At 65.8% G+C, this 19119-nt stretch carries 21 protein-coding genes; 13 read left to right on the forward strand and 8 right to left on the reverse strand.

Annotated elements, in window-relative coordinates; all coding sequences use genetic code 11:
* The 5 genes from Q1B08_RS16065 to Q1B08_RS16085 all read right to left on the reverse strand — a co-directional run.
* The coding region (locus Q1B08_RS16065; protein WP_299821152.1) for a sensor histidine kinase at window positions 1-508 on the reverse strand (508 nt) is incomplete at its 3' end.
* Window positions 509-604: 96 nt separating this feature from the next.
* The gene (locus Q1B08_RS16070; protein ID WP_299821302.1) at window positions 605-1141 is read right to left on the reverse strand and encodes a PAS domain-containing protein; all 537 of its coding nucleotides are present in this window, start codon (window positions 1139-1141) and stop codon (window positions 605-607) included.
* Window positions 1047-1460, reverse strand: coding sequence for a hypothetical protein (locus Q1B08_RS16075; RefSeq protein WP_299821158.1), 414 nt, complete (start codon window positions 1458-1460; stop codon window positions 1047-1049). Before Q1B08_RS16075 ends, Q1B08_RS16070 begins: the two co-directional genes overlap by 95 nt.
* A 318-nt stretch (window positions 1461-1778) precedes the next feature.
* The gene (locus tag Q1B08_RS16080; RefSeq protein ID WP_299821161.1) at window positions 1779-2957 is read right to left on the reverse strand and encodes a helix-turn-helix domain-containing protein; all 1179 of its coding nucleotides are present in this window, start codon (window positions 2955-2957) and stop codon (window positions 1779-1781) included.
* 553 nt (window positions 2958-3510) lie between these two features.
* Entirely contained in the window at window positions 3511-3750 is a 240-nt protein-coding gene (locus Q1B08_RS16085; RefSeq protein WP_299821164.1) for a hypothetical protein, read from the reverse strand.
* Between the two features lie 104 nt (window positions 3751-3854).
* On the opposite strand from Q1B08_RS16085, the gene Q1B08_RS16090 reads away from it, so the two are divergent.
* From Q1B08_RS16090 to virB11, 13 genes are all read left to right on the forward strand, one after another.
* Window positions 3855-4499, forward strand: a complete 645-nt coding sequence (locus Q1B08_RS16090) for an autoinducer binding domain-containing protein (RefSeq protein ID WP_299821167.1) — start codon at window positions 3855-3857, stop codon at window positions 4497-4499.
* 495 nt (window positions 4500-4994) lie between these two features.
* Window positions 4995-5483: a lytic transglycosylase domain-containing protein gene (locus Q1B08_RS16095; protein ID WP_299821305.1), complete on the forward strand. Its 489-nt coding sequence runs from the start codon at window positions 4995-4997 to the stop codon at window positions 5481-5483.
* Window positions 5471-5770 carry a TrbC/VirB2 family protein gene (locus tag Q1B08_RS16100; protein ID WP_299821170.1) on the forward strand — a complete coding sequence of 100 codons (300 nt, stop codon included), beginning with the start codon at window positions 5471-5473 and terminating at the stop codon, window positions 5768-5770. Before Q1B08_RS16095 ends, Q1B08_RS16100 begins: the two co-directional genes overlap by 13 nt.
* A gap of 3 nt (window positions 5771-5773) precedes the next feature.
* Window positions 5774-6049 (forward strand): VirB3 family type IV secretion system protein, encoded by a 276-nt coding sequence (locus Q1B08_RS16105; protein WP_299821173.1) that lies wholly within the window; start codon window positions 5774-5776, stop codon window positions 6047-6049.
* Entirely contained in the window at window positions 6042-8396 is a 2355-nt protein-coding gene (locus Q1B08_RS16110; RefSeq protein ID WP_299821176.1) for a hypothetical protein, read from the forward strand. Before Q1B08_RS16105 ends, Q1B08_RS16110 begins: the two co-directional genes overlap by 8 nt.
* Entirely contained in the window at window positions 8396-8524 is a 129-nt protein-coding gene (locus Q1B08_RS16115; protein ID WP_299821179.1) for a hypothetical protein, read from the forward strand. The genes Q1B08_RS16110 and Q1B08_RS16115 overlap by 1 nt, the downstream gene beginning before the upstream one ends.
* Window positions 8521-9213 (forward strand): type IV secretion system protein, encoded by a 693-nt coding sequence (locus Q1B08_RS16120; protein WP_299821182.1) that lies wholly within the window; start codon window positions 8521-8523, stop codon window positions 9211-9213. Before Q1B08_RS16115 ends, Q1B08_RS16120 begins: the two co-directional genes overlap by 4 nt.
* The gene (locus tag Q1B08_RS16125) at window positions 9210-9626 is read left to right on the forward strand and encodes a hypothetical protein (RefSeq protein WP_299821185.1); all 417 of its coding nucleotides are present in this window, start codon (window positions 9210-9212) and stop codon (window positions 9624-9626) included. Before Q1B08_RS16120 ends, Q1B08_RS16125 begins: the two co-directional genes overlap by 4 nt.
* Before the next feature lie 15 nt (window positions 9627-9641).
* Window positions 9642-10775, forward strand: coding sequence for a type IV secretion system protein (locus Q1B08_RS16130; RefSeq protein WP_299821188.1), 1134 nt, complete (start codon window positions 9642-9644; stop codon window positions 10773-10775).
* 103 nt (window positions 10776-10878) lie between these two features.
* Entirely contained in the window at window positions 10879-11553 is a 675-nt protein-coding gene (locus tag Q1B08_RS16135) for a type IV secretion system protein (protein ID WP_299821192.1), read from the forward strand.
* Window positions 11554-11555: 2 nt separating this feature from the next.
* Complete coding sequence (locus tag Q1B08_RS16140) at window positions 11556-12350, forward strand: TrbG/VirB9 family P-type conjugative transfer protein (RefSeq protein WP_299821195.1); 795 nt, start codon at window positions 11556-11558, stop codon at window positions 12348-12350.
* Window positions 12347-13651, forward strand: a complete 1305-nt coding sequence (locus tag Q1B08_RS16145; protein ID WP_299821197.1) for a TrbI/VirB10 family protein — start codon at window positions 12347-12349, stop codon at window positions 13649-13651. The genes Q1B08_RS16140 and Q1B08_RS16145 overlap by 4 nt, the downstream gene beginning before the upstream one ends.
* The gene (gene virB11 / locus Q1B08_RS16150) at window positions 13648-14640 is read left to right on the forward strand and encodes a P-type DNA transfer ATPase VirB11 (RefSeq protein ID WP_299821200.1); all 993 of its coding nucleotides are present in this window, start codon (window positions 13648-13650) and stop codon (window positions 14638-14640) included. Before Q1B08_RS16145 ends, virB11 begins: the two co-directional genes overlap by 4 nt.
* Here virB11 and virD4 read toward each other — a convergent pair.
* The 3 genes from virD4 to Q1B08_RS16165 are packed head-to-tail and all read right to left on the reverse strand — an operon-like array spanning window position 14637 to window position 19078.
* Window positions 14637-16787 carry a type IV secretion system ATPase VirD4 gene (gene virD4 / locus Q1B08_RS16155; RefSeq protein ID WP_299821203.1) on the reverse strand — a complete coding sequence of 717 codons (2151 nt, stop codon included), beginning with the start codon at window positions 16785-16787 and terminating at the stop codon, window positions 14637-14639. The genes virB11 and virD4 overlap by 4 nt on opposite strands.
* Window positions 16788-16817: 30 nt before the next feature.
* A complete protein-coding gene (locus Q1B08_RS16160; protein WP_299821206.1) occupies window positions 16818-18599 on the reverse strand; it encodes a relaxase/mobilization nuclease domain-containing protein in 1782 nt (593 codons plus the stop codon).
* A 2-nt stretch (window positions 18600-18601) separates the two neighbouring features.
* Window positions 18602-19078 carry a DNA mobilization endonuclease VirD1/MobC family subunit gene (locus Q1B08_RS16165; protein ID WP_299821209.1) on the reverse strand — a complete coding sequence of 159 codons (477 nt, stop codon included), beginning with the start codon at window positions 19076-19078 and terminating at the stop codon, window positions 18602-18604.
* Between the last annotated feature and the right edge of the window lie 41 nt (window positions 19079-19119).

Here is a 19119-nt window from a genome sequence, read left to right on the forward strand (position 1 = left end):
TTCTTCCTCTCCATCGGACACTCCTCGTGTTGGCTCGAAAGCCTATCATGGGTGTCCACTCGAACGGGGCAGGATCAAAACCGGTTCGAACTGGAGCCGTCACGGGAGGACCGCCAGCTTCGATCCAGTCGAAGCGGAGGCGCCCATCACCGAGCAGCTTCCAGGTGATGTCGACGCGTCCGCGTTCGCTGCTGAGGGCGCCGTGCTTGGCTGCGTTCGTCGCCAGTTCATGGATCGCCAGAGAAAGGCCTAAGGCCTGCGGTGCATTGATGCTGATGGACGGTCCGGACACCGCATAGCGTCCTTCGCCGGTTCGGTACGGCGCAAGCGCCGTTTCGACGATCTCGCCAAAGTAAGCCTGGGATGCGCCGGCGGAGGTAAGGATGTCCTGGGCATTGGCGAGCGCCATCAGCCTTCCCGTGATCGCCTCCTGGCCTTCCTCGAGCGATCCGGCCGTCCGGAACGTCTGGGTCACGATCGCCTGGACCATGGCCAGCGTGTTCTTCATCCGGTGCGCCATCTCGGCGGTGATGTCCGCGCGCCGCTGTAGCTCCTGCTTTTGCGCGGAGATGTTCCTGGACGACGTGCCGTAGCCGACCGGGTTTCAATTGTCGTCCTTCATCGAAAAGATGTTGTAGAGGACCGGAACGACCTCGCGCGTCGCGAAGTTCCGGAACCTCAACTCGCCTTCCCAGAACCCGTCCCGGGCAACCCTCGGCATCACGTCGTCCAGGATAGTCGCCCGGTCGTCTTCGTGGAAATAGTCGACCACATTCGTCGTGGCTATCTCGGTCTCATCAAGTCCGACCATCTCCCGGGCAGCATCGTTCAGGAAGAACACGCGCCCCTCGGGATCGGCCATGCCGATGAAATCGGAGGATTGCTCCACGACACGGGCGAGGATCGCTTTCTCTCGTTTGACTGCCTCTGTTGCCTTCAGGATCTCGTTCTGCGCGCCAAGCAGACGTCGCATTTCGAGTTGCGTCATCGCCTGCCGCGCCAAGGCTCCGAGGATCCTGACCTGCGTCGGATCGAGGGTTCTGGGTTCACGGTCGAGCACGCAGACGGTACCGATCGGATGACCTTCCGGCGATCTGAGGATTGCTCCGGCATAAAAGCGCAGCTTCGGCGCACCGATCACCAAGGGATTGTCCCGAAATCTCGGGTCCCGGGTCCCGGGTCATGTCAGGTATGACGAGTGTATCGTCCGACAGAATGGCCTGGCGGCAGAACGACGATTCCAGCGGCGTCTCGCGAACACCCAGCCCGACCTCCGCCTTGAAGAACTGGCGCGTCGTATCGACGAAGTTCACGACGCCGATCGGCGTTCCACAGATCGTCGCCGCGATCTGCGCTAGGTCGTCGAAATCCGACTCCCGCGGCGTGTCGAGAACGCCGTAGGCATGAAGCACGGATGAGCGGACTGTTTCGTTCCACTGAGCGTCTTCCAAGGTCAGCATGTCCTCCGTTCCGCGTCGTCGGTCTGCAGGCCCAAAGCGGGCGTTCTTCAGGGCGAATGGCTATCGCAATCGCCGTCACAACGATAGCGCTTGAGGGTGAGACGCTCTGCCCGGCCGGCCGGAAGCGTCACGAAACCCACCGCAAAGGCCGCATCCGCCGCTGGCTACCGCTCGAAACCCCGGTGGCAGACATGGCCGAGGATGCCTTGAACGTCGGCTAGCGTCACAAGGACCGCGATATACATCACAGAATCTCGTTTCGTACAATGATCGAACCGCTGCCGGCCCGCTCGCAACACTTGACTTACATAATTGCCCTCAATGGACCCTGCCATCCCGACCCCAAATGCCGAAGATGCTGGCCCTGAGATCAAGGTCTCCGCGCAGGTAGCGTTTCGTGAAGGCCCGCAGCGCGCCGCCGGGGTTCCGGATCGGCTTGGTCGGATGCGCCCGGTTGCGGTCGATGACGATGACCGACAGCATGGCCCGGAGCCAGCCCATGGTCTCGACCGCCTGTTCGAAGGCCGACGGGTTGATCCCGAGGTCGCGCAATCGCTGCAGCACGGCCCAGTCGATGTTGGAGAGGGTCGGAGAACCGCCCTCCCCCGGCGCGTGATCGATGTAGAGACGCAGATCGGCGGAGGCGAGGTCGCGCAGGCTGGCAATCGTGAGATGAGGCATGAATTCGTCGTTGACGCCGGCATCGGACGCTTCACGCTTTTCTTCACCACTTTTGGCGCCATGAGGCGTTCTACAGGATTCAGATAAGGTCTCAGTTGTATTCTGTTTATGGCATCGGTCATTTGCGACCGCCGCGCCGGTCATATTTGACGACAATCGATCGGTTTCTTTGAGTCGCTCCACAAGAGATTCGAGCTCGCGGAGATGTGCCTCGGCCCTCTCCAGCGTAGTGTAGCCACGCGGAGACAACCACGCCGTGCGTGCTTCGGTGAGCAACGCCACGACAGAATGATCCCCGAGATCGCTCTCGAGCCGCCTGATTTCACGACGCGCCTTGCTGATCTCGAGACGACACAGAGCGAGCCGCTCGGTCGCCTCGAGTTGCCAAGCTTCGATGTCGACAAGCTCGTCGAGCCGGGCGACAAGCGGCTCCAATGATAGGCCCGCGCAGCTCTCCAGGCCGATCGACCCGGAGACGCGGCCTCGGTGACCGTTCGCGGCTGTCTCGCGGACGATCAGGCGCAGGCGCTCCAGCTTTCGCTCTACCCGCCGCCATTGCTCGGTGCTCAGGCCGATGCTCGCGGCCATGTCGATCTGGCGCTCGAAGCAGATCGGGCTGCGCGTCGGGTCCGCGTAATCCGGTGCCCGCGTCTTCTGCGCGATCCGCCGCAGGACCATCAGATCCGTCGCGTTCAGCCCGATCCGATGGGCGATGCCGAAGACCAGCGTCAGCAGGCTGTTCTTCGTCCATCCCTCGGGCAGGGTTGCATGCGGTCGCGGCCGGAAGGCCTGCGGCGCATGGGGTTGTGACTCCACTCTCATCTGTCGCTCGACACTTGGCGAGACGGAACGCGGACAGCAGGGCGCAGGACATCGTTCGCACAAGATGCGTTTTTTCGTTGTCTGCGCTTTGGGGGGGTGCTAGAAACTCGGTGTGACCCGAGAGTTTCCGAAGGATTGCCGTCCTTCTGCACCCCGTGTAGGCCGCCCGCCTCGCGGGGTTTCTCATGTGTGGTGGCTGCTGTCCTCGATTCCTGTCGTCATTGACGCTTTTGGTAGCGTTCTTGAGCGCTTGTCACAATTCGGACAATTACGCAGCGAAACGGTAACACGACTGGTGCGCGATGGGTAAGAGATCTTGACTACCTGACTGGCCGCTCCAACAAGAAACTTTCGATCCTCATTCGTGCCCATGCTTCGAACGAACCGGTATCCTGTTCCAGGCCCAGGCCCAGGCCCGGAGAGCGAGAGACTGCCTCCAGTCAAGCCTGCCGTATCCCCTCTACCCTTCTGCCGGTGTGGGACGTCATGGCTTCGAATGCCTTGAAGTATCTGCCTGCGCGAGCGTTCCGGATCGAGTCCGGCTGATCTAGCCATCGTCGAGGCCGTCGATTGCTGGGCGGTAAGCGACAGGTTCATCCGGGACATCCGCCCGACCTAGAAACTGCCGCGCCTTCGTGTAGGGGTTCCTGAGCCAAAGCCCGTGAGTCGTGACCTCCACCGTCACGACGCCGCCGGTCGCGTAATGTTCGAACCAAATGCTCAATGTCTCGACCATGTCCCGCGTGAACTCGGCATCGACAATATGTTCGGGTCGGGTCTGCGGCATGTTTTTGCCTCGGGATCGATATGATGAATGAACGGGGTTGCGACGCGCCGCAGAATGACGGAGAGCCATGTCCGAAAAGATACGTCCTATTGCGGGAGGCCGAATTGCCTGTCAAGGACCGGCGCGCCATACTTCACATGCTCATCCCGAACTTCGAGACGGAGCTCGACCATCTGCACGCGCTCGGTCCTGCGGGCTTCGTCATGGCCTTCAATTATACGGTGAGCGGTCCCGAGGTCATGGCTTCGGGCTACCCGGACGTCTGGCACAAGGAATACGAGGAGCGGAACTACTTCGTCGGCGACCCCGTGCTCCTGTGGTCTTTCGTCAACTCGGGCGTGAAGCGCTGGTCGGAGATCAAGCTGCCCGATCCGCGAGGGATCATGAAGGCCGCGCTGAAGTTCGACCTCCGCTACGGTGCGGTGATCTCGGTTAAAAAAGGCCGCAAGCGTTCGGTGCTTTCGGTCGCGCGTGGCGACCGGGAACTGACGGACACCGAGATCGCCGATCTGAAGGAACGGTTCGGGACGTGGTGCGACCACGTGACGAACCGTGCTGCGCTGACGGATCGGGAGATCGAGGTGCTCAAGCTTCTGAGCGTCGGTCACTCGCAGCGCGAGATTGCCGAGACGCTCGGCATTGCCGAGGTCACGGTAAAGCAGCGAGCGGTTTCCGCGACGAAGAAGCTCGGTGCGACGAACCGCATCCACGCGGTGGCAATCGCCCTGCAGCGGGATTACCTCGCGTAAACTTATATATCCTTTCGGATATAAAACTACATTATCTACTTTCGCTCGATTTCGATCGGTGCTTCGTGGTCCCGACTGCTTCGCAGAATGCGAGACCCGGACATGGACATGCCCTTACGGGATCGGCCACGCGCGCCGGTCACCAAGACCGATTCCACCTGTGGCAACGGCCCGTTCAGCCAACAGATCGGCTGCGCCGTTAACGAAGGTAAACACGGTCGGCAAGTACGGGCCGCGGCATGGCGTTCCGTCGGCTTCACCCGTTCTGCATATCGAAAACCCGGCCAGACAGGATCAGGCAGCGGGCGCCGCAGCGCCTTCGCCGCGCTCTGCCTGCTTATCGTGTCCGTTCCAGCCTCATCAGGCGCCACGGTCTACGAGTACACGCGCGACGGACGGGTGGTCGTGAAGGACTCGCTGAGCGCGCGGGCGCAAACCCGGTCGCAGCCGACCCGTCCGGCGCGCATTGCGGCCTCTCGCGCCGTCTACCGCGACATGGCCGAACAGGTCGCGCTGCGGCACGCCGGCGGCGAGGGTCCGCGCCGCGCCGGTCTCGACGCCCTCACCTTCGCGCAGGTGTTCGTCGAGCTGGTCCGCGCCGAGAGCAGCTTCAATCCCCGGGCGCTGTCGCCAAAAGGCGCGCAGGGCCTGGGACAACTCATGCCGGACACGGCGCGGCTCCTCGGCGTGCGCGATCCCTGGGACCCGGAACAGAACCTCGACGGCGCCGCCCGCTATTTCGCGGCGCAGCTCGACCGCTTCGGCGACGTGCACCTCGCGCTTGCGGCCTACAATGCCGGGCCGCACCGCGTAGCGCAGTATGGCGGCGTGCCCCCCTACCGGGAGACGCGGGCCTATGTCGCCAGGGTCACGGCCGCGGCGGCTTCGGTACAAACCGTGAATCCCGTGCCCGTACTCCCCCGAACGGGACACACCGTTCGCTCCACCAGAAGTCAGAAGGACTCTTCGGTATGGCAATACTGACCCCCTCCACCCGTCGCATCGGGGCCGTGGCGCTCGCGCTCGCGGTCTGCGCGGCCTCGCCGGTCTTCGCGCAGGACCTCTCGCCCATCAACACGTTCTTCACCACGCTCGGGACGGCGCTGACCGGCACGACCGGCAAGGCCATCGGTCTCGTCGCCCTGTGCGCGGTCGGCCTCCTGTTCCTGATGGGTCGGATGAACTGGCTCTTCGCGGGCTCGGTCGTCCTCGGTCTGGTGATCCTGTTCGGTGCGGCCACGATCCTCGGCGGCATCGGCACGACCGCCTGATCCATGCGGAACCCGTGCTTCCTGGCGCTCACGCGGCCGGTCTCGATGGCCGGCCTGCCGATGACCTACCTCGTGATCCTCTTCCTCGTGGTGGTCGGCGGCTACATCGTGTCGCTCTCGTTCCTGTGGCTTATCGGAAGCACGGCCCTCGGCTACGCCGCGCTCCGGGCGCTGGCGAACTACGACGCCCGGTTTCTCGACGTGATCTTCGCCAGCCTCGGGAAGACCCCGCCGACGCCGGGCGCCGTCCGGGGCGAAGGGAACACCTACCATGCTTGACGTGAAGCAGGGCCTCGGCCGCCGCGCGGTCGATCCGTCGGGCCTGAAGCGCGAGCACATGCTGGCCTGCTACCTCCCCTACGTGACCGGCGTGGGCGAGGACGTCATCATGCTGCGCGACGGCGACGTGATGGCGTCGTTCCTCGTCGCGGGCATCGCGGCGGACACGGCGGACGCGACGTTCGTCGATGATCTGGCACGGACGTTCGCGGCCTCGATCGCGCAATCCCGGCCCGACGTGGCGTTCTACGTGCACCGCGTCTCGCACGAAACCCGGCCGACGCTGCCTCCAATCACAGGCGAGGGCCTCGCCGCGCGGATCGACCGGCAATGGCAGGGTCTCGTCTCCAGCGGCTCGCTGCGCGAGCGCGTCTCGATGGTCTCCGTGGTGGTCCGGCCCCGGACGCTCGCCGGGCTGTGGGCGCGGATCACCGGCGGCATGACGCGCGACCTGCGCGCCGAGCGCGGCCGCCGCATCGCCCTGCTGAACGAGATCACCACCAATCTGATGCAGGCCCTGACGCCGGCGCGGCCGGAGCGGCTGACGCTCGCGGACGGCCGCTGGCTCGGGCTTCTGCGGGCGGCCGTGACCGGCAAGTACGCACCACTCACGCCGGGCGCGGCCTTCACGCCGATCGGCAACCTTCTCGTCGACAGCCGCGTGGACTTCCGGGGCGACAGCTTCGTCGTGCTGGGCAGCGACGAGGACGATCTGCGCTTCGGCGCGATATTCACCTTCAAGAAGTACCCGACCGAGACCGCGCCGGGCTTTCTCGACCGGCTCGACCTGCCCGGCGACACGGTGGTGACGCACTCCTTCACGCCGATCGACCTCGTGCCGGCGCTGGCGCGGGTGCAGCGTACGGTTCGGCAGATGAGCGCGGCCGACGACGCCGCGCGCTCGGCGCAGGCGCAGCTCGAGGACGCCGCCGACGACTTGGCCTCGGGGCGGATCGGCTTCGGCCAGCACCAGGTCTCGATCATGGCCGTGGCGCGGAGCCGGGAGGAACTGGACGATCTGTCGTCGGAGATCCGCACGCAGTCGCAGCGCGCACTCGCCGTGGCCGTGCGCGAGGGCATCGGCGCGCGGACGGCATACTTCGCCCAGCATCCCGGTAACTTCTCCTTCCGGGCGCGCGACGCGATGATCTCCACGGCCTGCTTCGCGGACTTCGCCGCGCTGCACGCTACGGGGCGCGGGCTCCGGCCCGGCACCGAGCCCTGGGGCGCCCCGATCACGGTTCTTCCGACGCTCGGCGGCGAGCCCTACCGCTTCAGCTTCCACCAGCCCGGCGAGCCGGGCGACCGCACGGTGGGGCATACGCTGGTGATCGGCCGCACCGGCTCGGGCAAGACGCTCGGCACTGCCTTCCTCCTGGCGCAGGCGCAGCGGCTCGGCCCCCGGATCATCGCCTTCGACAAGGATCGGGGTCTCGAGAGCGCGATCCGCGGCTTGGGCGGCAGCTACTCGCCCGTGCAGATGGGCGTGCCGACCGGGTTCAACCCGTTCCGCTCCGAGGCCGATCTGCGCGGCGTCGGCTGGCTCACCGACTGGCTCGGCGCGCTGCTGACCACCGACGCCCCGCCGCTGACGGCGGTGCAGGAGGAAGCCCTGTCGAACGCCGTGCGCGCCAATGCCGAGTCCGACCCCTACCTGCAGAATCTGGCCGCCTTCCGCAGCCAGCTCGTCGCGGTCGACGATGGCGGCGACCTGCATACCCGGCTCGGCCAATGGGACGACGGCAAATACCACTGGCTGTTCCCGGGCACCGGGACCGACCCGCTCACCTTCGAGAACCGGATCACCGCCTTCGACCTGACGGAAATCTTCGACAGCCCGGCGGTGCGGACGGCGTGGCTCTCCTACGTGTTCCGGCGCGTCGAGCGCACGGTCGAGGACGGCCGGCCGACGATCATCGTGCTCGACGAGGCATGGAAGCTGCTCGACGACACGTATTTCCAGTCCCGCCTGAAGGACTGGATGCTGACGATGCGCAAGAAGAACGTGGTCGTCGTCATGCTGACGCAGCGCGTGGGCCACATCGCCGAGAGCGCGGCGGGCGGCTCGATCTTCGAGAGCTGCGTGACGCAGATCCTGTTCCCGAGCTCGCGGAACACGGCCCGGGAACTGGCGCCGCTCGGCCTTACCGATCGCGAGGAGACCTTCCTCTGCGCGTCATCCGCGGGCGCGCGCCTGGCGCTGGTGCGGGCGAACGACGCCAGCACGGTGGTCGATCTCGACCTGTCGGTCCTCGGCCCGATGCTCGGCACGCTCGGTGCCGGCCGCGTCGTGGCTGACCCCGACGCGGACGACGACGAACCCCTGATCTTGAAGGAGGCTGTCTAATGGCCCGGATCATCGCCGCGCTCGCGCTCTCCGCCCTGCTCGCGGGCTGCGCGACCTACACCGAACGCACGTCGCCCTGCGTGTGCAACTGGCAACCCGTCAACGTCACAGGAGAGGCCACGGTATGACCCGGAGACTTCGCAACGCGGCCGCGGCCGCGATCCTGTCCGTCCTCGCCGGCACGGCGCAGGCCCAGGGCGTGCCGACCTTCGACGCGGCCTCGGTGGCGCAGGCCATCGCCCAGCTCGAACAGATGCGGCAGGACTACGCCAACCAGATCGAGCAGCTCCAGAGCATGACCGGGAGCAAGGCAATCTCCGGCATCCTGAACTCCGCGCAGGACATCGCCGCACGGGAATCGGCCGACAGCCTGTCGGCGATCATGTCCGGCGCGATGACGAACTCGGCGATCCCCGGCAATGCCTCGGCGCTGACCGCGCGGATCGACGAGCTGAAGACGACCTTCGCCCTGCCCGACATCAATTCCTTCCTCGCCTCGGACACGCCGCAGGACCGGGCGCTTGCCACGCAGGCCGGCGCGGGCCTCGCGGCGGTGGCCACGGCCGAGGACACCTATGCGCGGGCCAACACCTCGATGGGCCGGGTGAACGAGCTCATCGGGCAGATCGACAGCAACGCCGACCTGAAGGCGTCGGTGGATTACAACACCCGGATGCTGGGCGAGATCGCCGTGCTGCTGAACGAGAGCCTGCGGCTCCAGGCAGCGCAGGCCAACGCCACCGGGACGGACGCCCTCCTGGCAGCGCGCGAACAGGCGGCGTCCCGGACCTTTATGCGCGTGGGAGATGACGGATGACGATGAACTCGATCTTGGCGGCTGCGGCCGCGGCGCTGATCCTTGCCACGCCGATGGCACACGCCACCGGCGGCTCGTGGATTTGCGAGAATCAGATGGACATGGATCACGAGGAGGCCCGTGCAATCTCGGGCGCGAACAACGGACTCTACCAGATCCTGATGAAGACCCGTGAGAACTGGGACATCGCACACAGGCGCGAGCAATGCGAAGCCTATGCGGAAGGTCGCCCTTACGAAATCTCTTGCCTGAACGATCGTCGAGACTGGGACGAGATCAAAGCGATGGTTCCCGAGGAATACTTCGGCATGTCGAGCGAGTCCCTGACGCCGCACTTCCAGGCGATCCAGAACAACACCGATGAAGCCATCGCAGTCGCTCGCTATTGCCGCGACGTCGGCGCCATCGAGTAGCGGAGGACCGGACCGATGGCGACATATGTCGAGAACACCCTGAACATGGTGGATACCGCGATTGGAAACTACGCGGAGAGCAGCTTCGCCGCGTTCGCCGGCCCGATCGCAACGGTGTGCCAAGCCATGGGCGTCGTCGGTCTGGCCTTCATCGCGATGAATGCGCTGACGCAATGGGCGCCGATCCGTGCCAGCGAGTATCTCAAATGGGGCATCCGCTACGTCATCATTACTGCCGTCGCGACGAGTTGGGCGCAGTTCGGGCCGATCTACGACATCGTCACCAACGTCCCCGGCGAACTGGGCGCCAAGCTCATGGGTAACGTGAACGCGCCCAATCTTAATACCGCGTTCGATCAGATGATTTCCACGATGTTCGAGTTCTCTGACAGGCTCGGGGACGAGGCTAGCATCATCTTCGGCATCAGCATGGCTGCGATCGTGGTCTGGATCATCGGCTCGCTGATGGCGGCGGCGGCGATCATCGTGATTTCGCTCGGCAAGATCGGGCTCGGTATGGCGATCGCGCTGGCCCCGATCTTCATCCCGGCCCTCATGTTCAAGGCAACCTCCAACCTGTTCGAGAGCTGGGTGCGCTTCACGCTCGGTTTCGCGCTGATCCCGTTGGTCATGGCGGGCGTCGTCGGTGCGATTGTCGGAATTGGCCAGGGCCTTATCGGCGATGCAAGTAATGCCACCAATCTGGAGGGCGCCGGAGGCTTTCTCATTGTCGGGGTTGGCGCGATCTTCATGACGCTGATGGTGCCCACGCTGGTCAACGGCCTGTCCGGCACGATCACCGCGACCGCCAACGGCGTGGCAATGGCTATGGGCGGAGCAGGCTACGCCGGAACGATGGCAATCGGCACCGGCAAAGGCATTCGCGCCGCCTCGCAAGCCGCGGCGCCCGTCATCGGTGGCGAGATCAGGGGGCATCAGGCCGGCCGCGCGGCCGAAGCCGCCGGGGGCAATTACTGGGAAGGCCGCCATGCCGAGATGAAGCGCCAGAAGGAGCATCGTCTCAAGTATTCGGACTGGGCGAGCAAGTCGGCCGCAATGCACGGCAAGCAAGCCTCGGGGATCGATCGGTTCAAGGCGGCCAATGCCGGCCTGCGGGTCGAGAACCGCATAAAGGACAGGAAAGACTAGTCGCCGGGCCATCGCGATTGCCCGGTAGCCGACAGGTTCGACAACCAACGATCCAGCGACACTCCGCGCCCCTTGCGACGCGGCCCGGAAGGAATCTGCCCCGATGGCGAAGAAAACACCCGCTGAGACCGCCGAAGCCTTCGAGAACGAGGTGTTCTTCTCGCTGCGCCGCCAGCGCAATCTCGGTTGGGTCGTGGGCGGGCTCGGCATGGGGATCGGGCTGGCCGCGGTCACGACGCTTGCCCTGACGATGCCGCTCAAGGAGACCCGGCCCTACGTCGTGATGGTGGACCGCACCACCGGCGAGTCCGAGCAGGTCGTCTCGGTCCGCCCGACCTCGCTCGACGACCAGCGCGCCGTCCTCGAGGCCGAGCTGGTGCGCTACGTCACCAACCGCGAGACCTACGACCCGAACGACAACCCCGAGCGCATCCCGCTCGTCGACGCGATGTCGGAGGCCCAGGCGCAGACGTCACTCCGGGCGATCTGGAACAGCGGCGCCGAGCAATACCCGCCCACGCTCTATGGCGGCGAGACCGTCATCACCACGCGCGTCCGCTCGGTGTCGATCCTCGACGAGGACACCGCGCAGGTCCGCTTCGTGCGTCGGCTGGAGCGGGAGGGGATCGCGCCCGTCGAGCGCGATTTCGTGGCGGTGGTCGGCTACCGCTTCGAGCCCCGCACGGAACGCACGCTCGATCAGGTCTGGCGCAACCCGCTGGGCTTCACCGTGACCGGCTACCGCATCGACGCCGAAACCCTCGATCCGAGAGGCTGACCATGAAACTCGCCCTCCCCTTCCTGGCGCTTCTCGCCGTCGCCAGCCCGGTCCTCGCGGAGACGCAGCCGCGCCCCTACCCGCAGGACAGCCGCATCCGGTGGTTCAGCTACGACGAGCACGAGGTCTACCGGCTCGACACCTACATGCGCTTCATCACCTCGATCGAGTTCGAGCCCGGCGAGAACATCGAGTCCGTGCAGGTGGGCGACAGTGAGAGCTGGCAGATCGTCCGCCTCGACCGCGGCGACATCCTGTCGGTGAAGCCGCTGATCGAGGGCGCCTACACCAACATGACGGTCTACACCAACCAGCGGCCCTACACGTTCGAGCTGCGCGCGCGCTCGGGCCAGGTCGGCGCGCCCAACCTGAACTACCGGGTCAGCTTCCGTTACCCCGGGGTCGAGGCGCAGGCCCGTCGCGCGGCGATCGAGCGGGCTGAGCGGCCAAAAGACTTCAACTATTACGCCGCCGGCGACGCGACCGATCTGAAGCCCATACAGGTCTACGACGACGGGCGCCGGACGATCTTCGTCTTTCCCCAGAACGCCCGGCGGCCCGGCATCTTCCTCGTCGGGCCGGATGGACGCGAGAGCATCGTCAACGTCCGCCACGCCGAGAACGCCTCGGTCGTCGACCGTGTGTCGGACCGCTGGACGATCCGCATCGGCGACGAGGAGATCTGCGTGGCGCATGGCGACGTGATCCGCTCGGTGCCGGGCGGGCGCCGCGCCCCGCAGCTCGGCCAGGGCTACGGCTACGATCCCGAAATCCGAGGCACGGTGGTGACGAAATGAGCGATCAGGAAGCAAACTCACGCGACCAGATGATCGACGGCGGGTCGCAAGGCGGCCGCGGCCGTGCCATAGCCGGGGTCGCGTTTCTCGGCGCGGTCGGCCTTGTCGCCTACTTCATGTTCACGCCCGCCTCGATGGACACCGGCGGGACCGACACGTCGCAGACGCAGGAGATGCAGAGAGAAGAGACAGCGCCGGCGGTGGATACGGCCATGCCGGCCGTCCAGACTTCGGATCAACCCGACACGACGCCGATCCCTGCCGTGATGGCCCCCGAGACGGCGCCGGTTCCGGGCAACGATGGCAGCGCCGCCGATCGCCAGCGGATTTCCGATCTCGAAGCGCAGCTCGAAGCTCTTCGGGAAGCACAAAACGGTAATGACCCAGCCGTCGAACAGGCTTTGCAGGAAATGCAGGACAAGCTCGACCGGGAGCGGCAAGAAGCAGACGCGCGCTACCAGGCGCTGCTGACCCAGCTTTCGCAGAACACTGGCGGCAACACTGGCATGAGCGAGGACGAACGCGCCGCGCGTCAGCGTCTCGAAGAAGAGCGCCAGCGCCGGGCGGCGATCGCCGAGGCGCAGATCATGTCGAACGGCATCGTCCTCGATGCGGCGGGCGCGAAGACAGGCGCCGGCCAGGGTGCGGCGGCCGAGGCCGGTGGCGGTTCCGGCCGCACGCTGTCGTCGAACGAGCAGTTCATTCAGGACGCCAGCACACAGAGCTACGACACCGTACGCGCCACCCGGATCGCCAACCCGGGCCGGACCATCGTGCAGGGCACGACGCTGAACGCCGTGCTGGAGACCGCCGTCTCCACCGAGCTGCCCGGCATGATCCGCGCCGTCGTGACCGACGACGTGATGAGCTACGACGGCCTGAACGTCCTGATCCCGCAGGGCACGCGCCTGATCGGGTCGTACAACTCAGACGTCTCAGTCATCCAGGACCGGGTGCAGATGGCCTGGAACCGGGCGGTGACGCCCGAGGGCGTCAGCGTCGAGCTGGGCGGCCACGGCGCCGACGCGCTCGGCATGTCGGGACAGGTCGGCACGGTGGACAGCCGGTTCCGCCAGCGGTTCGGCTCGGCCGCGCTGATCTCGCTGATCGGCGCCGGGCCGGATGTGGTCATCCGCGACGACACGCGGGGCGACGCGGCGGACGCGATGCAGGACGTGGGCGACGATCTCGCCAACGCCACGCAGGGCGTGATGGGCGCTTACCTGAACGCCGGACCGGTCATCTACATCGACCAGGGCGTCGACATGACGGTCTTCGTCAATAGAGACCTGGTGTTTTGAACCAGCCTCCGAGCCCCGCCAGCTACGCCGAGCAGGGCCTTCTGCCGCTGCGCGATCTCCTCGTCTCCGAAGACGTCAACGAGGTCGTCATCAACCCCGACCGCAGCGTCTGGGTCGAGTACGCGCAGCGTGGCCACATGGAGCGATGGGACGGAACGATCCCACCCGATCGCTTGTCGGCGCTCGGCGCCCATCTCGCCGGCGAGGCCAAGACCCAGCTTGGCCGCCACCACCCCATCGTCTCGGGCCGGGTCCATGTCTTCGGTCAATCCATGCGCGTGCAGGTCATCGTGCCCCCCGCGATCGAGACCGGCGTGTCGGTGTCGATCCGCAAGTACGTCTCCCGCATCCTCGAACTGCACGAAGTGGGCTTCCTCATGGGGGCCGAGGTCGATGTCGAGGCACAGCGGCGCAACCGGCTGGAGACGTTGCGCGCGCTGGCCGAGGCCGGCGATCTCGCGAACCTCATGCACCGGGCCGTCACCGGGAAGCTCAACATCCTCGTCTCCGGCGGCACGTCCTCGGGCAAGACCACCCTCGCCCGCGCGATCATGTCGATGGCCGACCGGGGCGAGCGCATGGTCACGATCGAGGACGCGCCCGAGCTGCACCTGCCGCATCCGAACACTGTGGGCCTCGTGGCCGACCGGCGGACGGACTCGGAACGCTCCCCGGCCCGGCTTCTCGAAAGCGCGCTGCGGATGCGGCCCGACCGACTGATCCTGGGCGAAATCCGCGGCGCCGAGGCGTTCAACTTCCTCGAGGCGATCAACACCGGGCATCCCGGCTCGATCAGCACCATCCACGCCGACAGCCCGCAACTCGCGCTCGAACGCATGGCGATGATGGTGCTGCGTGCGGGCCTCGATCTCGGCCGGGACGACATCCTCGACTACGCCCGCGCCACCATCGACCTCGTGATACAGACAGGACGCCACGAGGGGCGTCGTGGCGTCCTGCAAGTGTTCATGCCGACTTTGGTAGACTAAGCGTCGAACGAGTCTTCGGAATTACCTTTGTTTCGAGCGTGGCTCGCTTGGGCCTCCGCGAGATTCGTCTTCTTCAAACTCGGTTTATTGACGAAATTTGCGTTCTCTTTTGCATCCGCCTCAGATTGGGTTGGAGTGACTTCGCTATTGCCTGACGCATTGTCCGTTTGTCCGGTGTCGTCTTGATCGGGGTCCGGACGATACAGCTTCTGCGCGACAATGAGCGCCTCGCTCATATGTCGCCACTGGTTGCGAACCGAGTAGACATGCTGCTCGTCGGCCGGTTCGGCAGCCAAGTCAGCATCGTCTTCGACGGTCGGTGTTTCAGCGGTGTCTTGCGTCTCCGGTTCGACCTTGGCCTCGACCGGGGCGGCGACGGCGGCTGGCTCCTCCTCGACGGGTCGATGGTCCGCGATCGGATTGACGGCGGCCCCGCCTTGCGTCGGCTTGGGCACGACGGGCTCCTGCGGGATCGCAAGCGGCTCGTCGGGAAGCTCCGGGGGTTCGGGATAGGGGCCGGTCTGACCCTCAAACAACGGCTTGAGCACCCGGTCCTGGTCGTACAGCACCTTCCTGACGAGGATCGGGTTGGAGTTCTGGACCAGGGCCACGATCAGATCGTCGCCAAGCATCCGAAGCTGCTCGGGACGGATCAGCGGAGCGCCATCTTCGCGCTCTTGGTACGAGGTCGACAGATCGCCCCCCTTCCACGATTTCGACCGCGACTTGCGGGTGAAGTCGCCGATCGCGGAGCTGATGTAGGCTGGCGTGTCCTTGTCGGCCGGGGCCATGAAGAGCTGCATCCGGCAGTTCGCGAGAATCACCGCCGCGCCCTCCTTGCCGTAGACGTCGAGCGAGGAGATCGTCTGCACCACGATCATGATCCGGCCGCCGTAGCTGCGGAGCGTGGCGATCGCCGAGACCAGCACATCCATTTTTCCGAGGGCCGGGAACTCGTCGAGACAGAACAGGACCGTGTATTTCTCGCCCTTCTCCAGATCGGGTTCCGCTCGCTGCATGATGGAGATCGTCTGCTGGAACATCAGGCGGATGAGCGGAGCCAGCGGGACAAGATCGTTGGGGGAGACGACGAGATAGATCGAGGCGGGCTCGGAGCGCAGCGTCTTGATCGAGAAGTCCGAGGCCGACGTCGCTGCCCGCACGGCCGGATCGGCCCAGAGGCTCAGGCCACCGTCGCTCAGCACCGAAAGGTAGGAGCTGAGGATGCGCGCCTCCATGCCCCCCATCTTGTAGAAGATCTTCTTGGCTTCCGGGGATTTCACCTCGTCGCCCAGCTTGCGAAGCGTGGCGAAGGCATCGCCGGGTTGCGAGAGCGCGTCGAAGACCGCACCGATGGTCGGCGTCTTGCGCTCGACCGCGAGCATCGCCGTGGCCGCGAAGATGTCGCGCGCGCCTTCTAGGAAGCCCTGGCCGTTGCCATGCGCGATAATGAAGGAGGCGGCGAGCCGCCGCGCCTCGGTGAACCGGCGGCGCTCATGCGTGTCGGCCACATCCTGCAAGGGGTTGTAGCGATGCGTCCGGCCGTCTTCGGCATAGGGCGAGAACTTGTAGACCGCATCGCCGAACGAGACGCGACGCCGGCTGGTCTTGGCGAACAGCTCGCCCTTGAGATCGAGCACGAGGATCGAGCCCGGATAGACCAGGATCGTCGGGATCACGACGCTGCGGGTCTTCCCCGATCCGGTCGGAGCCGAAGTGATGCTGTGCGGAATGTCCCGAGACGACAGGAAGTCCGCCCTCGATTTCGGCGTACCGACCTTTCCGTAGATCGGGCCGTTCAACGTCTTGAGGGGCGTGAGGAGACGGGACCGCTTCATCTCGGCCTTCGTTGCCCACCGGGCCGAGCCATGACTGGTGAGCTGGCGCTTGGTGCCGAACGCAGGGATCGCGATCGCCAGCGCAATCCCGAGGCCGCCCCAGATCATCAGCGCCGTACGGATTGGCTCAAGCGTGGTGATGCCGCCGAGGGTCGCGGGCAGGAAGTCGAAGATCGTGGTGAAGCCGACATTCGCGACGTCGCGCCCGGTGACCCAGGACGCATAGGCGCCGGCCGCGATTGCCCCGAGCATCAGCCCGATCACGAGGCCGCCCAGAGCCAGAGGCAGGATGGATTTTGCAGGTGACATTCTGTCTGTCCTTGTTGTCCGGAGTTCGTCTCAGAGGCCGTGGCCGTTGGCGTCGCGCTCGCGCTTGGCGCGCTCGGCATCCGCACGGTCTTGCTGGCGCTTCGCTTCCTCGCGCTGCGCCGCCGCCTGCCTCTCGGCTGCCTGCTCGGCCTGAACCTGCTGGTAGATCGGGTTGGCTTCTCGTGCGGCGGTGCGCGCGGACTCCTCCTGCGCTGCCGTCTGCCGCGCCCGCTCCTGCGGCGATGCCTCGGTGGCGGCGGTCGTGCCACGTCCCGTGTCCTGTCGGGACGCCTCGGGTTCACGGGACCGGACCGCATCGTAGATCGTCGCGATCTCGCGGTGCATCTTCGACAGGGCGAGGTCGCGCGACTGCACGTCCTCCGGGCCGTCGCCGCGCGCGACGCGGGTCCGGGCGCGTTCCTCGACCTCGGCGCGATCGAACTGTTGCTCCAGTCCCTTGGATGGCGCAGGCCCCGCATACCGTTCGACGGTCGCTTCGGGATCGGTACCGAAGCGAACGGCCACCGCCCTTACCTTCGCTTCCACGGCGGTGCGGGCCGCTGCGGCGTTCGGATCGTTCGCATCGAAGCCGCGATACCGCCCGCTCGTACTCGGCTCGGTGTAGGGTGCGAGGTCGCGGGCATCGGCCAGGATCGGCGCGGTCTTTGCCTTCAGCGCGGCGATGTCGCGCGTCATCCTCATGCGCGTGGCGCTGTCGCTCACCTGCCCCATGCCGCGATCTATCTTGTCGATGTTGTCGCGGATTTCCGCTTTTGCTGCCTCGACGCGCTGGTTCATGTCGGCCTCCTGCCGATTGCTGATTTTTGCCGTGATGTCCGCAAGGGCCTTTCCCTCGGCCGCGGCTGCGGAGGCCGCGTAGAGGATCCTGGAGGCTTCGGGCGACCGGGCCTCGACGAGCTGCGCCTGCATGGCGAAACGCCGTGACTGATGCAGCAGCGCCGCTGCTGCGAGGGTTGCCGTCTCCTGTGTATGAGCTGGGGCGACCGGCTCGCGGCCTTCCTTGCCGGCCAGCCGGTACTCGGCATCGGGCACCGGACGGTCATGGACGCCCCGCGCCAGGCGCGGTGTCGCTTCGAGCTCGATCCCCTCCCGCCCGGCGACATCCACGAGGACCTCGCGCATCCGGTCGTAGTTCATGTCGCTGCGCTGCGAGACCTTGAGCCATTCGCCATGCTCCAGCCCGCGCCGGTAGACGACGACGTGCATGTGCGGATGCGCCCGATCGGTGTGGAACGCGGTGTAATAGTCGTAGCTGTCGCCGCCGTACTGGCCCGACCCGAACATCTCTTCGGCCCACGCCCGCCCTGCCCGTTTCGCTGCATCGGGGTCGGTGTTCTCGGGAAAGCTGGCGATGAAATGCGACGTCCGGTCGGCCCGGCCCGATCCCTCCGGCGGCATCCGCCACAACCGCTCCATTTCCGCAGCTTGCACGTCGTCGATCTCGGCCCCCAACAAGGTCTCGGACCGCTCCAGCGGTTGCTGGCCGTCGCGCGACAGGTACGCCATCTGCGCCCGCAGCCCGTGCACGTCGGACGCCCCGCCCTTACGGACCATCTTTATCACCGCTTGCGGCTTGCGGCCGGGCAATCCCCCGCCACCTCCCCCGCCCCCGTTCATGCGTTCGACGTTCCGCTTGTGCGCCGCCTTCAGCGCCAGTCCGGTCTCGACCTCGTGGTGTCGCCGCGCTCGCCCGGCTTGGACGATCGCCCAATCCTTTCCCATGACGGCATCGAGCGCGGAGATATTGTTAGGCGCTGAACGGCCGCGCTTGAGAAGATCGAAGACCAGCATCCTCAGTCCGCCGAGGCTTGCTGAAGCCGTGCCAGGCCATCCTCGCGCCGAGCCGCGAGATCAAGGATGGTTTGTGTCTGGCTGTGGACGCGGGCCAGCTCACGAGCGAGCATCGTGCGCTCCTCCATGAAAGCCCTGTAATCGGGATCGCGGGTCCGGTTGGCCGACTTGGCGATCTGGTTGATGTTCCGGGCAACGCCTATGAGTTGGCGTGTGATGTCCCGCAAGACCTCAATCTGCGCCGGATCAGCCTCGACGAACCCGCCGATCCGACGCACCGCGATCCGCAAGGCGCGGCTTCTCTTGATCCCCAGCTGCGCGACCTGCGTGTCGAACTCTGCCAGTTCGGCCTCTGTTACCCGTACTGTCACCACTTTGTCGGCACGTCGGACGGACTTTTCGGCCGATGGGACAGCCCAATCACCACCCTTCATCTCGCGGTTCTTCCAAGCTGGCACTTTGGGGTTGTCGTTCGTCATCTGGTCACGTTCTCGCTTGTCTGGCCTTCTAATATCAAATG

Origin of the sequence: uncultured Jannaschia sp. (assembly GCF_947494025.1) — a bacterium.
Classification (GTDB): domain Bacteria; phylum Pseudomonadota; class Alphaproteobacteria; order Rhodobacterales; family Rhodobacteraceae; genus Jannaschia.